This window comes from Ruoffia tabacinasalis, assembly GCF_005864045.1.
In the GTDB taxonomy this organism is placed as follows: Bacteria; Bacillota; Bacilli; order Lactobacillales; family Aerococcaceae; genus Ruoffia; species Ruoffia tabacinasalis.
The window spans coordinates 155397-172190 of sequence record NZ_VBSP01000001.1 but is presented as its reverse complement, the minus strand read 5'-3'; the positions used below and the strand labels follow the sequence as shown (position 1 = coordinate 172190).

At 35.9% G+C, this 16794-nt stretch carries 18 protein-coding genes; 16 read left to right on the top strand and 2 right to left on the bottom strand.

Features of this window, described 5'->3' with window-relative positions:
* Positions 1–9 precede the first annotated feature (9 nt).
* Genes FEZ33_RS00850 through pip form a run of 4 tightly spaced genes read left to right on the top strand, consistent with a single transcriptional unit; the run spans position 10 to position 3582 of the window.
* Positions 10–510, top strand: coding sequence for a dihydrofolate reductase (locus FEZ33_RS00850; protein ID WP_138403485.1), 501 nt, complete (start codon positions 10–12; stop codon positions 508–510).
* Positions 510–1808: an adenylosuccinate lyase gene (gene purB, locus FEZ33_RS00845; RefSeq protein WP_138403484.1), complete on the top strand. Its 1299-nt coding sequence runs from the start codon at positions 510–512 to the stop codon at positions 1806–1808. The genes FEZ33_RS00850 and purB overlap by 1 nt, the downstream gene beginning before the upstream one ends.
* 15 nt (positions 1809–1823) lie before the next feature.
* Entirely contained in the window at positions 1824–2630 is an 807-nt protein-coding gene (proC, locus tag FEZ33_RS00840; RefSeq protein WP_138403483.1) for a pyrroline-5-carboxylate reductase, read from the top strand.
* 13 nt (positions 2631–2643) lie between these two features.
* Positions 2644–3582, top strand: coding sequence for a prolyl aminopeptidase (pip, locus tag FEZ33_RS00835; protein WP_138403482.1), 939 nt, complete (start codon positions 2644–2646; stop codon positions 3580–3582).
* 40 nt (positions 3583–3622) lie between these two features.
* On the opposite strand, the gene trhA is transcribed toward pip, so the two are convergent.
* Together trhA and FEZ33_RS12360 are read right to left on the bottom strand one after the other, a co-directional pair.
* Positions 3623–4267: a PAQR family membrane homeostasis protein TrhA gene (trhA, locus tag FEZ33_RS00830; RefSeq protein WP_138403481.1), complete on the bottom strand. Its 645-nt coding sequence runs from the start codon at positions 4265–4267 to the stop codon at positions 3623–3625.
* Positions 4268–4374: 107 nt separating this feature from the next.
* Positions 4375–4548: a hypothetical protein gene (locus tag FEZ33_RS12360; protein ID WP_171031222.1), complete on the bottom strand. Its 174-nt coding sequence runs from the start codon at positions 4546–4548 to the stop codon at positions 4375–4377.
* 201 nt (positions 4549–4749) lie between these two features.
* On the opposite strand from FEZ33_RS12360, the gene FEZ33_RS00825 reads away from it, so the two are divergent.
* The 12 genes from FEZ33_RS00825 (at position 4750) to FEZ33_RS00770 (ending at position 16756) form a co-directional block, all read left to right on the top strand.
* Positions 4750–4971: a YozE family protein gene (locus FEZ33_RS00825; RefSeq protein WP_138403480.1), complete on the top strand. Its 222-nt coding sequence runs from the start codon at positions 4750–4752 to the stop codon at positions 4969–4971.
* A 14-nt stretch (positions 4972–4985) separates the two neighbouring features.
* On the top strand, positions 4986–5705 hold the full coding sequence (gene deoD, locus FEZ33_RS00820) for a purine-nucleoside phosphorylase (protein WP_138403479.1): 720 nt from the start codon (positions 4986–4988) through the stop codon (positions 5703–5705).
* Positions 5706–5724: 19 nt separating this feature from the next.
* Entirely contained in the window at positions 5725–7182 is a 1458-nt protein-coding gene (locus tag FEZ33_RS00815; protein ID WP_138403478.1) for a S41 family peptidase, read from the top strand.
* Entirely contained in the window at positions 7179–7772 is a 594-nt protein-coding gene (gene lepB, locus FEZ33_RS00810; RefSeq protein ID WP_138403477.1) for a signal peptidase I, read from the top strand. Before FEZ33_RS00815 ends, lepB begins: the two co-directional genes overlap by 4 nt.
* A 13-nt stretch (positions 7773–7785) precedes the next feature.
* On the top strand, positions 7786–8649 hold the full coding sequence (gene ylqF, locus FEZ33_RS00805) for a ribosome biogenesis GTPase YlqF (RefSeq protein ID WP_138403476.1): 864 nt from the start codon (positions 7786–7788) through the stop codon (positions 8647–8649).
* Positions 8642–9439 (top strand): ribonuclease HII, encoded by a 798-nt coding sequence (rnhB, locus tag FEZ33_RS00800; protein WP_138403475.1) that lies wholly within the window; start codon positions 8642–8644, stop codon positions 9437–9439. Before ylqF ends, rnhB begins: the two co-directional genes overlap by 8 nt.
* A 68-nt stretch (positions 9440–9507) precedes the next feature.
* Positions 9508–10413: a DNA-processing protein DprA gene (gene dprA / locus FEZ33_RS00795; RefSeq protein WP_138403474.1), complete on the top strand. Its 906-nt coding sequence runs from the start codon at positions 9508–9510 to the stop codon at positions 10411–10413.
* Between the two features lie 189 nt (positions 10414–10602).
* Positions 10603–12663, top strand: a complete 2061-nt coding sequence (topA, locus tag FEZ33_RS00790; RefSeq protein ID WP_138403473.1) for a type I DNA topoisomerase — start codon at positions 10603–10605, stop codon at positions 12661–12663.
* A gap of 275 nt (positions 12664–12938) precedes the next feature.
* On the top strand, positions 12939–13859 hold the full coding sequence (gene xerC, locus FEZ33_RS00785; protein ID WP_138403472.1) for a tyrosine recombinase XerC: 921 nt from the start codon (positions 12939–12941) through the stop codon (positions 13857–13859).
* A 2-nt stretch (positions 13860–13861) separates the two neighbouring features.
* A complete protein-coding gene (gene hslV, locus FEZ33_RS00780) occupies positions 13862–14383 on the top strand; it encodes an HslVU peptidase proteolytic subunit (protein WP_138403471.1) in 522 nt (173 codons plus the stop codon).
* Between the two features lie 39 nt (positions 14384–14422).
* Positions 14423–15844, top strand: a complete 1422-nt coding sequence (hslU, locus tag FEZ33_RS00775; RefSeq protein ID WP_138403470.1) for an ATP-dependent protease ATPase subunit HslU — start codon at positions 14423–14425, stop codon at positions 15842–15844.
* Between the two features lie 21 nt (positions 15845–15865).
* Positions 15866–16756 (top strand): aldose 1-epimerase family protein, encoded by an 891-nt coding sequence (locus FEZ33_RS00770; RefSeq protein ID WP_138403469.1) that lies wholly within the window; start codon positions 15866–15868, stop codon positions 16754–16756.
* Positions 16757–16794: the final 38 nt, after the last annotated feature.

Sequence of the window (16794 nt, the reverse complement as noted above, 5' to 3'; positions counted from 1 at the left end):
AGTGAAATTATGATAACATTTGTATATGCACAAGATTTAAATGGCGGGATTGGTTATCAAAATGACTTACCGTGGAATTTGCCAAATGATTTAAAATTCTTTAAAAAAACGACTATGGGGCACACAATGTTAATGGGTCGTCGAACATTTGAATCAATGAATAGACGACTGTTGCCGGGTCGAAAAACGGTTGTATTAACATCTGATAGATCTTATGGACAAGATATTCCAGAGTTAATAGTCGTTCATTCGATTGAAGATGTATTAGCTTTGTCAGAAGGCCGTAACTTAATGGTTATTGGTGGGGCTAAAGTTTTCCTATATTTAATTGATCATGCGGATCGAGTTGTAAGAACGGTTATCGAGGACGAATTTTTGAATGATGTTGTCATGCCTGAGATTAATGAAGATAACTGGGAATTAACGAAAGTCGTTCGAGGCGAAACGGATGAAAAAAATATTCATAAACACCGATATGAATGGTGGCAACGTAAGGAAGAGGGTAAATAATGACAATAGAACGTTATACAAGACCAGAAATGAAAGATATTTGGTCACTTGAGAAGAAATATGAAACATGGTTAGAAGTTGAGGTCGAAGCGTGTCAAGCTTGGGCAAACTTAGACGAAATCCCACAAGAAGATGTAGACAAGATAAGACAAAATGCGAGTTTTACTGTGAAGCGCATCTTAGAAATTGAAGATGAAACGCGTCATGACGTTGTTGCGTTTACCCGTTGTGTGAGTGAAAGCTTGGGCGATGAAAGTAAATGGATTCACTACGGTTTAACAAGTACTGATGTAGTTGATACAGCTTACGGCTTCCAATTAAAACAAGTCAATGACATCTTAAGAAAAGATATTCAACGCATCATCGACGTCGTCGGTAAAAAAGCTAAAGAACATAAATATACGATTCAAATGGGAAGAACCCATGGTGTTCACGCAGAGCCAACAACTTTTGGTTTGAAATTAGCAGGTTTTTATTCAGAATTAAAACGTAATCAAAAACGTTTTGAAGAAGCGGCGAAAGAGGTTGAAGCAGGTAAGATTAGTGGTGCAGTTGGATCATTCGCTAATACACCTCCTGAAGTTGAAGCATATGTCTGTGAACAACTAGGTATTCGTGCCCAAGATATTTCAACTCAAGTACTACCACGTGATTTACATGCACATTACGTGGCGGTTATGGCGTTAATTGGAACAAGTATCGAACGTTTTGCGACTGAAATCAGAGGATTACAAAAAACTGAAACACGTGAAGTGGAAGAATATTTTGCTGCAGGTCAAAAAGGCTCTTCAGCAATGCCTCACAAACGTAACCCGATAGGAAGTGAGAATGTCACTGGTTTAGCACGTGTCATGCGTGGCTATATGACACCAGCCTATGAAAATGTCTCTCTATGGCATGAACGTGATATTTCACATTCTTCTGCAGAGCGAATTATCTTACCAGATATAACAACTTTACTAAATTACCAACTTAATCGCTTCGCTAATATCGTTGAAAAATTAACTGTACTACCTGAGAATATGGAAAAAAACATGGCGAAAACCTATGGCCTAATTTATTCACAACGCGTCATGTTATCATTAATCGATGCAGGTCTAACACGTGAAGCAGCCTATGATTTAGTTCAACCACTGACTAAGATTGCTTGGGATGAATCAAAATCATTTGAAGAATTAGTAAAAGAAAATGAAACAATTAATGAAAAATTATCAAAAGATGAAGTGAATCATTTATTTGATCCTTCATACCATTTAACACAAGTAGATGCTATATTTAAACGTGTGGGACTAGACTAAAGAAAGAGGGATAACATGCCAACAATTGGAATGATCGGCGTCGGTAATATGGGATCTGCTATTGCAAAAGCAATACTTAAAGCAGGATACTCGATGATATTACATAACCGCACACAAGAGAAATTAGCCGTCTTAGCTGAACAAGTTGGCGCAGACGTTGTCGGATCAGAATCATTGGATGAATTAATCAATGAATCAGACATCATATTTATAGGGGTGAAACCCGATCAATTTGGAACGATTTTTGAACAACTCGATGATTTAGTCATTGAATCTAAACCTAAAACTTGGGTGAGTATGGCAGCTGGGCTATCAATCGCGCAATTAGAAGCCTTTACACCCGCTTCTCATAAATGGATTCGCACCATGCCAAATACGCCAGTCGAAATTGGCGAAGGGTATATTGCTTATTGTACGTCAGATAATATCGATGATGAAAAAATAGAACTCTTCGAAAAAAGTTTACAACATGCAGGTATCATCGAAGCGATACCAGAATCACTTTTTAATGCTGTAACTGGTTTAGCCGGGTCGAGCCCAGCCTTCATATATCAACTGATAGAGGCGATGAGCGACGTTGGAGTAGAACACGGTCTCTCACGTGAACAAAGTCGTAAAATGGCGTCACAGGCTGTAAAAGGCGCTTCTAGCATGGTTATAGAGACGGGTATGCATCCAGGCGAACTGAAAGATAAAGTAACTAGCCCAAATGGCACGACAATTGCGGGTGTTGTTGCGCTTGAACATGCTGGATTTAAATCAGCGATTAACAAAGGCGTAACTGCAGCTATTAATAAATCTATTCAAATGAGTAAGAAATAGAGGGAGAAAAAATATGACACTTGGTTACTTAAATACACCAGTAAATGAGAGCTATCATATTGATGTCACTGATGGTCATTCTTTATATGTTGAAGAATGTGGGAATCCAGAGGGTATTCCAGTAGTATTTCTACATGGTGGTCCTGGGGGAGCTATTAGTGAGAAATCACGTCGTTTTTTTAACCCAGAGAAATACCGGATTATTTTATTTGATCAAAGAGGGACAGGACGCAGCAAACCCCTTTTATCACTTGAGAATAATACGGTTGATGCGAGTGTCGAGGACTTAGAAGTCATTCGTCTCCATTGTCACATTGACTCGTGGATTGTCTTTGGTGGAAGTTATGGTTCAACATTAGCCTTAGCATACGCTATTAAATATCAAGAAAAAGTGAAGCATCTTGTTTTGCGAGGAATATTCTTAGGCCGACAAGCGGATATTGATTGGTTGTTTAAGTTTGGTGCAAGTGAGTTTTATCCTGCTGAATTTGAACAATATAAATCATTTATCGCAGAAGATAAACAAAGTGATTTAATCAGTGCCTATTATGATCTTATGACTCAAGGTAGTAAAGAAGAGCGAGAGGCAGCTGCCCAACAATGGAATATTTGGGAATCTAGTCTAGTGTTACATAAGCCAGTCAAACAAGAAGTGTCTCTAGTTAAACCAGGGGATTTATCACTTGGCTTATTAGAAGCCCATTACTTTAAACACCACATGTTTTGGGATGATGATAATTATTTGCCGAATCATATTTCAGTCTTAAAAGATATCCCAATTCATATTGTCCATGGACGGTATGATGTTGATTGTCGAGTGAGTGGGGCGTATGAGTTACAACAACAGCTACCACATGCTTCATTAGAAATTGTTGAAGAAGCAGGGCATTCACCCTTTGAAGATAATATGATGAGTGCACTCCTTAACATAATGGATACGATAGCAAAATAAAAACATCCATTCGTATCAACTGAAACGGATGGATGTTTCTTTATACGTAGAATAATACGCTGATATACATGAAGAAAGCACCAGCCATAACAAACAAGTGCCAAATAATGTGCATCCATTTGTTATTTTTCATACTATAAAAGATTGTACCTAAGGAATAAACAATACCACCAATCGCGAGTAACGCAATACCTGTAATTTCGATGGTTTGTAAGAGTGGGTAGATAATTGTAACGCCTAACCAACCTAATCCTAAGTACATAAAAGTACTTAAACGAGGAAACTTATTAATATGGAAAAGTTCGAAAAAGATTCCAACCAAAGCTAAGCCCCAAACTAAAATTAAGAAAAATAATCCTAATCGTCCGCCAACACCAATAACAACGTATGGTGTATAAGTACCTGCAATCAAAATATAAATGGCACTGTGATCTAAACGTTGAAAAAAGTCTTTGAATTTCGTAAAACTTAAACTATGGTAAAGGGTAGAATTCAGAAAAAGTATGACTAAACTTGCGCCGTAAACGACATAAGCAACAATGGCAGTGGGTGAAGATAGATCAATTCCTTTTATGATAAGTAGGATTAACCCTACAATACTAAGAATCGTTCCAACACCGTGAGTCATTGCGTTCAATACTTCAATTAGTATTGCTTTACCTTTTGATTGTGATTTATTATCCATCTACTCACCTTCCTAGTGACTTTTTAATTCTATTTTAATTATATCAAATAGAAAGCAATAAACATAACTTTCATATAGTAAATAGTCTAATAAATCTTTATAACAGATTATTTGCGTTCTATTTTCCAGTCATATTCGGCGAGTTGGCCGAATAACTCAGGTTTTTCAGCAAAATTCTCCATAGCCATATCAATTAATTCGTAATCTAGTAAATCACCAGAATTCTCGAATTCAAACTCAACATTTCCAGTAAATGTAACATGCACAACGGCTTTTCCCATAATTTTTCTCCTTCATGGTAACATAAGATAAAGTTAATTATAGATATGAAAAAGACAAAGTCAATCTGAAATTAAAAACATTTGAAATTAGTTTAAACTAAGATATAACTAATAGAATGATAAGTTTTGTTTTGATTATTTAAATACGATGTTATAATAAATTCATGACTTATTTAGGATAAATTGAAAGTAGGTAATTTAATGCGACCTTCGTTTTACGAATATATTCTTAGATATGTGAATCATGATGCGAATGATCCGATTAGCCGTCTTGCAAATCGCATACATTCTGATCAAAGTTTTCCAAAGAAGAGTGAAAGCTTTGACGAAGTATCAACATACTTAGAATCATCGCCAGAGTATAGTAAATTATTAGTCATTTTTGATGATACTTGGCAATCATATCAATTTGATAATTTTTAAGGAGGAATAATAAAATGAGTGTACATATTGGAGCAAAAAAAGGTGATATTGCAAAAACAGTTCTATTCCCAGGAGATCCGTTAAGAGCGAAATTTATTGCGGAGACATTCTTAGAGAATGTAACACAATACAATACGGTTCGTAATATGTTTGGTTATACAGGAGAGTATAATGGGGTTAAAATTTCAGTACAAGGATCGGGAATGGGAATTCCTTCTGCAATGCTTTATGCTGAAGAGTTATATACTGAATATGAAGTTGAAACGATTATCCGTATTGGTTCTGCAGGCGGTATGAAAAACGAAGTTAAAGTTCGTGATATTGTATTTGGTCAGGGAGCAACGACAGATTCAAGTATCTTACAAAATATCTTTAACGGACAAGTACATTATTCGGCCATCGCTAACTTCGAAGTATTAGATATTGCTTATCACTTAGCGACCGAATCATTAAGTGAAGATAATATTCATGTTGGGAACATCTTATCAAGTGACCGTTTCTATAATGAAGAGATGGACAAGAAAAAATTAGCAAATTACGGTGTTTTAGCGGTTGAAATGGAAGCAGCAGGACTTTATGCTGTCGCAGCCAAACATAACCGTAAAGCATTAGCTATGTGTACAATTAGTGACCACCTAATCACAGGTGAGGAAACAACAGCAGAAGAACGTCAAAATACATTTACACAAATGATGAAAATCGCTTTAGAAACTGCAGTGAAACTAGATAAATAGAAAAAACTGAGGTGAGAATATGAAAAAAAGTTTTAAATATGGGTCTATCGCCTCTATCGTCGTTATTTTCGCCTTTGTATTTTTTAGTTCATCTTCGCTATCAGAAGTTCATGGTTTTGAATGGTTATTTGGTGACGAAGAATCGAATGTTGAAGAACTGAGTGATGATGATATTCAGAATTTTATGGATAATTACTATGCCATTCAACAATTCTATATTGAAGATGTGAGTAAAGACCAATTAATGGAAGGTGCACTGAAAGGGATGGTAGATTCCATCGGAGACCCTTACTCAGAGTATTTAAATGCCCAAGAATCGGCAGATATGAATGAAACCGTTGAAGGATCATTTCAAGGTGTCGGCATTCAAATTATGGCGAGCGATGACAAAATTGTTATTGTGACGCCGATAGATGGAACGCCAGCCAGTGAAGCCGGAATTCAACCGAATGATATTATTCTAGAAGCCGATGGTACTGAGCTAACTGGGATCAATACGAATGAAGTTGTTGAATTAATTCGTGGCCAAGAAGGCTCAACCGTTAATCTATTAATTCAACGTGGTACTTCAGAATTTAATGTTGAATTAGAACGTGCTGAAATTCCTATCACAACAGTGACTGGTGAATTGGATGAAGATGATGCGACCATCGGGAATGTTCAAATTACCCAGTTCAATGGAACAACTTATGATGAATTAGTCACAGCAGTTGAAGATTTACGTGAACAGGGCGCAACATCCTTTGTATTTGATTTAAGATATAATCCAGGTGGATTGTTAGATCAAGGATTAGCCATTAGTAATATGTTCTTAGAAGACGATGAAATCATTATGCAAATGGAAGAGAGTGGGACAACAACATCCACTTATGTTGCGAATGATTCAGAATATGGAGACTTTCAAATAACTGAACCTTACGTCTTATTAATTAATGAAGGTAGCGCGAGTGCAAGTGAAATTTTAGCAGCTGCGATTAAAGAAAATACGGAAGCACCTATTGTAGGTACGACAAGTTTTGGTAAAGGATCTGTGCAAACTATCTTAAATCCGACTGACTTTGGTGAGTTAAAACTAACTTTTGCGCGTTGGTTAACACCTAGCGGTAAGTGGATTCATGATGTAGGGGTTGAACCAACGGTTCAAGTAGAAGGACATCCAATAGAAACATCAATTATCCTGAACTCTGAAGAAGTCCTTGCTTTAGGTGATGGCTCTGATCAAGTTGAATCACTTACAAATATGTTAGATGCTTTTGGTTATGAAGTGAATGTCGGCACTTACTTTGATGAAACGATTCAAACAGCTGTCGAGCAGTTCCAAGAAGATAATGATTTAGAAGTCACTGGAGAAGTGACGGGAGAAACTGCCACGACTTTAAATACTAAAGCTAGAGAGTATATTCAAGAAAATGACGCTCAGTATGATGCTGCAGTGGATGTGTTAGTTGAGTTAGTTTCCGAAGGAGAAGCAGCATGAGATTGCTCAAGTATCTAATTAATGAATTAGTGAGTATCATATTTGCCGTATTGGTTGCAGTGCTAATCTTTTTAGCACTGCGCCATTATGTTTTACAGCCTTTTCAAGTCGAAGGAAGTTCGATGGAACCACAATTACATAATCAAGATCAGATGGTTATGCTGAGAAATAAAGAAATAGAACGCTTCGATGTTGTAGTATTCCCAGACCCTAGAGGTTCGGGGGACTCGTATGTGAAGCGAATCATCGGGCAACCCGGTGATGAGTTATATTTCTCAAATGATACATTATATTTAAACAATCAAGCAGTTGAAGAACCGTATTTAGAACCACTTAAATCAGAAACTGAAGGGAAATTTACCGAAGATTTCAGTTTATGGGATACTTTAGGTTTGACGCAAGTTCCAGAAGGCTATTACTTTGTAATGGGAGACAATCGACCCTATTCGGGTGATAGTCGTCAGTTTGGACTCATTCAAGCCGATGATATTCAAGGAGTGACTAATTTTGTCTACTTTCCTTTCGAACGATTTGGTAAGATAGAAGAGTATAATTTAACAGAGAATGGAACAGTAAACATTTTAGAATAGAGGTGGATATTTTATGTCATCAAATATTATACAGTGGTTTCCCGGTCATATGGCGAAAGCTAGACGTGAAGCTACAGAAAAAATGCATCTAGTTGATGTCGTTATTGAATTAGTTGACGCTAGAATTCCAGAATCAAGCCGTAATCCAATGATTAATGAGATTGTTGGAAACAAACCAAGAATTATTGCATTGAATAAAAGTGACTTAGCCGATAGTGAAGTAACGAATCTATGGTTAGACTATTATGAATCACAGAATATACCTGCTGTCGCGATTGATTCGCAACACAATAAGGGTTTACGAAAACTTCAACAAAGAATCCAAGCAATTATGGCGGATTACTTTGAGAAACAAAAAGAACGAGGCGTTAAACCAAGAGCCATTCGTTTGATGATCCTTGGAATTCCTAACGTCGGTAAGTCTACTTTGATTAATCGATTTGTAGGAAAGAACCAAGCACAAACGGGGAACAAGCCAGGGGTCACTAAAGCCCAACGTTGGCTAAAAATTAATAAAGACTTTGAATTATTAGATACACCTGGTATTTTATGGCCTAAATTCGAAGATCCAAATGTTGGAACTAAATTGGGTATTACAGGTGCGATTAAAGATACATTATTATATATGGACGATCTTGCTTTATTTTTACTTGCATACTACCAAGAGAATCATGTAGATCTTTTAGTTAACAGATACAATGTGACTCAAGACGATGTATTAAATAATACACCGGTAGACTTATTAATTAAAATTACCGAAAAAATGAACTTGAGAGATGACTATGAAGCCGCAAGCCAAAGAATCATCTTTGATTACCGAAAAAATAACTTAGGCTCAGTGACATTAGATAAAGTTGAGCAAGTGACACATGAGTAAAATGACTATCAAAGACATCAAGGAATTGTTATCTAATGAAGAATTGACGGAAGCTCAATTGACTGAGTTAAAACTAGACGAACGCAAAGGTGTTCAGAAATTATTAAAGCAATTCGAAATTAAAAAGCAAAAGTTAGCAAATCAATTACTTGAGCATCAGACGAGATTAGAATTCGAACTTGATCTTTATGACAAGCAAAATCTAACGTATATTGCGGGAATTGATGAAGTAGGTCGTGGTCCACTTGCTGGACCGGTAGTTGCGGCCAGTGTTATATTACCTCGAGATATGGATAAACTTGTTGGAATTAATGATTCTAAATCATTATCACACGCTAAACGTGTTGAATACGCAAAATTAATTAAAGAAGTGGCCATTGCTTACAGTATTATTGAAATCGATAACTCTGTAATTGATAAGGTTAACATATTGGAAGCTACAAAGATAGCTATGTTAAAAAGTGTAAGTGAGTTACCAATTAAGCCACAACACTTGTTAATTGATGCACTTAATTTGAACACTGATATTCCACAAACTAAAATTATTAAAGGTGATGAACGATCGATTTCCATTGCAGCAGCGAGTATTATAGCAAAAATACATCGAGATGAGCTGATGTTAAGTTATCATCAATTATATCCTGAATTTGAATTTGATAAAAATATGGGTTACGGGACAAAAAATCACTTAGATGCCTTACAACAATTTGGCTATACACCGATTCATAGACATTCATTTTCACCCGTAAGTAATGCGACATCGATATATAATAGTAGAAAGACGAAATAATTTAAATTATTTCGTCTTTTTTTAATGGATTTGCCTCTTTTTTTTGTATATATATATGGAGGTGTAAAATGAAATTAAAAATTAAAGAACAACTCGTTTTCCTAAAAGCAAAAAATGTATCACACAAAGTATTGGCTACTTATTTAGAAGTCATTATGGATGATCGATTATTAAGAGAAGAACTTGAACCCCAAGAATGTCAGAGAATATTAATTGAAGTTAAACAAAGAAAACAAGTAAAACTGGCAGCGGAAATAAATTTTAATCATATTCGTACAACTGAGTTAACTACTTTAACTCAATTAGCACAGCATTCTATTATGATAGGTGAATATCATTATCCAATGTTGTGGTACCATACGGCACAACCACCCATACTTGTCTTTTACAGGGGAGATATAGAACTTTTAAGAGAACCGAAGGTTTCTGTCATTGGGACACGGCAAATTACCACATATGGAAAGTTAGTCACTCGTGAGATAATAGAAGCCTTATCAAAAGAAGCATGGGTGAGCGTATCAGGCTTAGCTTTAGGTGTTGATGCTTCAGTACATGAGTATTCACTCGAACATCCTAATGGTAGAAGTATTGCGATTATACCATGTGGCTTGGACTATTATTACCCAAGGGCGAATAAATATATTCAAAAAAGAATGGAACAACAAGATCTCATATTAAGTGAGTATTTGCCCAACATTAAGCCGATGAAACATCATTTTGTATTAAGAAATCGATTAGTAGCCGGCTTATCCAAGGCAACCATCGTCATTGAAGCAGCACAAAAAAGCGGCAGTTTAATCACTGCTAACTACGCCTTGCAGTATAACCGCGAAGTCTTTGCTGTACCTGGGCGTATTACCGATGAACAATCAAGAGGGTGTAATGACTTAATCCAAATCGGAGCAACACCTATATTAGATATTCCATCGATGATTGACGAATTAAGGGGAATTTTTCAAATGCAAGGATATTAATTAAATGACACGTATATATATAGAAGAAAAAATTCATTTGAACTTTATTTTATTGTCTATATAATGGATAGAAAAATACAAAGTTGAAAATTAATATTTGACATCATTATCAGAATGGACTAATATGTTTACGATTTTATAAATTAAACATATCGAAAAATAAAAATAATTTAAAGGAGTTGATTGAGGGTGGCATATAAATATTTAGTCATCGTCGAATCACCAACCAAAGCTAAAACAATAGATAAATATTTAGGTAGAAACTATAAAGTTGTAGCGAGTAAAGGTCACTTAAGAGACTTACCAAAAAGTAAGATGGGGATTGATTTTGAAAATAATTTTGATCCTCAATATATAACTATACGTGGCCGTGGTGATACTGTTAAAGAATTAAAAAAATTAGCAAAAAAAGCTGAAAAAGTCTATCTCGCAGCCGATCCGGACCGCGAAGGGGAAGCAATTGCTTGGCATTTAAGCTATATTCTAGGCTTAGAAGAAGGAGACAAAAACCGCGTTGTATTTAACGAGGTTACTAAAGATGCTGTTAAAGACGCATTTAAAACTTCGAGAGAAATTAACCAGGACTTAGTTGACTCACAACAAGCCCGTCGTATTTTAGACCGAATTGTTGGGTATTCAATTTCACCATTACTTTGGAAAAAAATCAAAGGTGGTTTGAGTGCAGGGCGAGTTCAATCAACGGCCTTAAAATTAATCATTGACCGTGAGAATGAGATTCGAGCATTTAAACCTGAAGAATATTGGTCAATTCCTACTAAATTCAAAAAAGGTCGCTCAAGTTTTGAAGCACAATTCTATGGTGAGAATGGTAAAAAGGTTGAACTGACTTCTGAAGAGCAAGTCAAAGGGATCTTAGATAAACTCGAACAAGATAAAGAATTTAAAATTGTTGATATCGAAGAAAAAGAACGTCGTCGTAAACCACCTAAACCTTACACGACAAGTACACTTCAACAAGATGCATCAAACCGTATTAATTTCCGAGCTGGGAAAACGATGATGATTGCTCAACAATTATATGAAGGGATTGCGATTGGGAAGAATACAATCGGTTTAATCACTTATATGCGTACTGACTCGACACGTATTTCTCAAACAGCTAAAGCAAGTTCAAGTAATTATATTAAAGAGAAATTCGGTCAAGAGTATCTTGGAAAAGGTGCAGCAGTGACAAATTCTGCTAACACCCAAGATGCCCATGAGGCGATTCGTCCTTCAGATGTGACTTTAGCGCCGGATGACATTAAAGAATATCTATCGCGTGATCAATTTAGATTATATTCATTAATTTGGTCACGTTTCGTAGCGAGCCAAATGACAGATGCTGTGTATGACACAATTCGTGCTGACATCACTCAAAACGACGTGAATTTTCGTGCGAATGGCTCTCGAATAAAATTCGAAGGGTTCTTAAAAGTATATGAATCTAAATCTAAAAAAGATAATTACTTACCAGACTTATCTGTAGACGATTTAGTTAAACTTGCTGAAATTAATCCAGAACAACACTTTACTCAACCGCCTGCTCGATACAATGAAGCAAGTTTAGTGAAGGTTCTTGAAGAATTAGGTGTCGGTCGTCCGTCAACTTATGCACCAACACTTGAAACATTGAGAAAAAGATACTATGTTAAAATGGTCGCAAAACGATTTGAACCGACAGAACTTGGTGAAATTGTTAATAGTGTGATGGTAGAGTTCTTCCCAGATATCGTTGATACTGACTTTACAGCTGGTATGGAAAGAGGCTTGGATGAGGTTGAAGACGGTAAGCAAAATTGGGTTAAATTATTAGACGAATTCTATACTGGCTTCGATAAAGAAATTAAACAAGCTGAAGTTAATATGGAAGAAATCGAAATTAAAGATGAACCTGCTGGCTTTGATTGTGATGTTTGCGGACATCCAATGGTAATTAAAATTGGCCGTTATGGTAAATTCTACGCATGTAGTGCTTTCCCAGACTGTCGAAATACGAAAGCCATCGTTAAGAAGATCGGCGTTACTTGTCCAACATGTAAAGAAGGCGAAGTTGTTGAGCGTAAATCTAAGAAAAATAGAATTTTCTATGGGTGTACTCGCTATCCTGAATGTGACTTTGTTTCATGGGATAAACCAATTGCACGTTCTTGTCCAAAATGTGATCACTTCTTAACTGAAAAAGTAACAAGAAAAGGTAGTCAAGTGAAATGTAGTAACTGTGATTACGCTGAAGAATTAGTAAATTAATCCAATTTGCGATAACTATTCAATTGAGTAGTTATCGTTTTTTTATTTATAAATTTCATATTTAGTTTATGAAAACGTGTTAAACTAATAAAGTACTATAAAAATGATGCGGTTTTCATATTAATCAGACCTTGGAAGGATTACAAAATGCATTTTAATTGATAGAATGTTAAAAGGTACTGTAAAATGGTATGGACCTTTTTTATAAGATTAACTTAAAAGTAAAAATATTGCGATAGATGCATGAAAGACTTATAGTTGAAATGAGGGATAGAATGGAAGAATATATGAGTCAATTTCTAAATCATATTGAGAATGAACGACGTTACTCTAAACAAACTGTCCTGGCCTATTCAAAAGACTTGAAGGAATTTCATAATTTTTTAAAAAGTTCTGGAGAAACAGATATTTCAAAATTAGTCTATCAAGATTTTAGACTATTTTTAGCTTTTTTAAATGAGAGAGAATTAGCCCGAACAACCATTTCTAGAAAGTTATCAAGTTTACGAGTATTTTTTAAATACGCTTTAAGAATGGAATGGATCGAAAGTAATCCAATGGAGTTAATTCAATACAGTGTTAAAAAACAACATTTACCTGAATTTTTTTATGAAGATGAGATGCGAGAATTATTTACAGCGATTGAAGTATCAGAGTCATCTATGCAATTGTTACATAGTGCATTGGTAGAGTTACTCTATGCCACTGGAATGCGGGTTAGTGAGTTAACCAACTTGACACTCCAACAAGTAGACTATGATATGTCTTTAGTTCGAGTGATTGGTAAAGGGAATAAAGAAAGAATTATTCCTGTAGGAGACCTCGCTTTAAAAAGCTTAGCAACATATATTCAAGAATTAAGACCAGAACTTGTTGCTAAAAGTAAGCCAGAAGATAGGAATTATGTTTTTTTATCAAAAACGGGCTTACAACTAAGTCCAACGCAAGTTAGGAAGATACTTAATTCCATCGTTAAAGAAGCAGGACTAAACCTTTCAATTCATCCTCATAAACTTCGCCATACATTTGCGACGCATTTATTGAATAATGGAGCAGATATGCGGAGTGTGCAGGAATTATTAGGACACGAAGACTTAAGTTCAACGCAAGTTTATACACATGTAACAAAAGATCGTTTAAGGAGCACTTATTTAAATGTGTTTCCAAGAGCAAAGCGACAATCTAAGGAGGAATAATAATGACAACAATATGTGCAGTTAAAAAAGATAATAAAGTAGCAATGGCCGGAGACGGTCAAGTAACAATGGGTGAAAGTGTTATTATGAAAGGTGGCGCCAAGAAATTACGCCGTATTTATAATAATGATGTCATTGTTGGCTTTGCTGGTGGGGTTGCGGATGCGATTACCTTATCAGAAATGTTTGAGGAAAAACTCCAAGCTCACCAAGGACAATTAGCTCGTGCGGCGGTTGAGGTTGCTAAACAATGGCGCACAGACCGTTCACTTCAAAAATTAGAAGCATTATTAATCGTTATGGACCGCAACAACATCTTACTTGTTAGTGGGACGGGTGAAGTCATTGAACCAGATGATGGCGTCTTAACGATTGGATCAGGAGGTAACTTTGCCTTATCTGCAGCCAGAGCAATGTTAAGATATGGTAACTTATCTGCGGAAGAGATTGCCAAAAACTCTTTACAAATTGCAAGTGAGATTGATGTATTTACAAACGATAATATTATTGTCGAATCATTTTAAGATTAATTTATACAATTACAGATTTACTAGGAGGATATCATGGATAACTTAACACCAAGAAAAATTGTGGAAGCTTTAGATCAATATATTGTTGGTCAAGGTGACGCAAAACGATCAGTTGCCATCGCATTACGAAATCGAATTCGTCGACTAAAACTCGATGATGAATTACAAAGAGAAGTAAAACCTAAGAATTTACTTATGATTGGACCAACTGGGGTAGGTAAGACTGAGATTGCAAGACGTTTAGCTGACATTGCTCAAGCGCCTTTCATTAAAGTAGAAGCAACGAAATTTACAGAAGTAGGTTATGTGGGTCGAGACGTTGAATCAATGGTTCGTGACTTAGTTGAGAATAGTATTCGTCTACTTAAGAAACAGAAACAAGAAGAAGTTAAAGAGACAGCTGAAGCCAAAGCGATTGAACGCATCGCGAAAGCATTGAAACCAGGTGAAAAACCTGCTAAAGCTGAGTCAACTTCGCAACAAAACCAAGCAAATCCTTTTGGAAACTTTGCGGAAATGTTTAAGCAAATGAATCCCGCAGGAAATGACGTTGAGGAAGAAGAAGAGGAAATTGTCACAGAAGAAGTTGCAGCCACTCGTCGTGCCATTCGTCAACAAATTCGTGAAGGTAAGTTAGATAATCATGAAGTGACAATTAAAATGGAAGAGAAAAAGCTTCAATTAAATAGTATGAATCCAGCAATGGAACAAATGATGGACATGCAAGAAAGTTTAAATGCGCTCAAGCCTAAAAAGAAAATTGAACGTACTATTACCGTTGCAGAAGCAATCAAATTACTGACAGAAGAAGAAGCAGATAAATTAATCAATCAAGATGATATTAATCAAAAAGCCTTAGAACTTGCACAAAGTAATGGAATTATCTTTATTGATGAGATTGATAAAATTGCATCAAAAAACCAAAACAGTGGTGAAGTCAGCCGTCAAGGTGTTCAACGAGATATCTTACCAATCGTTGAAGGAAGTCAAGTTCAAACTAAATATGGTATTATCGAAACGGATCATATCTTATTCATTGGATCGGGTGCTTTCCATGAATCAAAACCATCTGATTTAATCCCTGAGTTACAAGGACGCTTCCCGATTCGTGTGAATCTAGATGACTTAACTGGCAGTGACTTTGTAAGTATCTTAACAGAGCCTAAGAACGCTTTAATTAAACAATACGAAGCGATGTTAGCCACTGAAGGTGCAGAGATTCATTTCACTGAAGCTGCGATTGAAAAACTAGCAGAATATGCGGTACGCTTAAATGATACAACTGATAACATTGGAGCGAGACGCCTGCATACTATCCTAGAAACAGTCTTGGAAGAATTATTATTCGAATCAGCTGAAATGCAAATGGGAGAAATTGAAATTACAGAACAATACGTTGAGCAACGACTAGAGAAAATCGTTGAAAACCGTGATTTAAGTCACTATATCTTATAATAGAAACTGGGAGGAACCTAAATGATTACTTTAGAAAATGACTATTTAATCGTTAAAATTAAAGAAGAAGGTGCCGAACTCGTTTCAATCGTCGATAAGAAAACGGATTATGAATTCTTATGGCAAGCCGATGAAAAGTATTGGGCAAGACATGCACCGGTGTTATTTCCAATTGTCGGAAAGTTAAAAGATGACACTTACCAATACGATGACAAAGAATATCATATGACTCAACATGGCTTTGCTAGGGACTTGCCGTTTCACGTTCAAAATATCACGAGCAATTCAGCAAGTTTATATTTAAAAAATACGGATGAAACACATGAGAAGTATCCTTTTGAATTTAGCTTACAAATTAACTACATCTTGCATTACTCTAGCATTACGGTAAGTTATGAGATACTCAATCCATCTACAGATAAGACTTTATATTATAGTATTGGAGGACATCCTGCTTTTAATGTAAGTCAATCTCCATCAGGTTCTAAAGAAGAATTTGATGATGTCTCTTTCAGATTCGAACCTGCGGGTCAATATTTGCAAATTCCGCTAAGTAAAGACGGTTTGACGACACCAAATAAAGCGAAATATGTCGAAGTGAACGAAGTTCCGTTAAAACATACAACATTCAAAAACGACGCTTTAATTTATCAAATCAGTCAGCAAACTGAGATAGTATTAGAAGATAAAGCAAATGATGTCGCAATTAGAATGAAGCCAAATCGCATGGATTTTGTTGGGATTTGGTCACCATATCCTAAACGTGCGCCTTTCGTTTGTATTGAACCTTGGTCGGGTATTGCAGATCCTGATAATACAACGGGTCATTTAGCTGAAAAATATGCTATTCACGAATTACGTGCGTCGCAATTGATGACACATGACTACACAATGTCATTTAGCAAAAATTAACCGATAAAAAAACCGCCTTTTATTAGATAATCTCTACT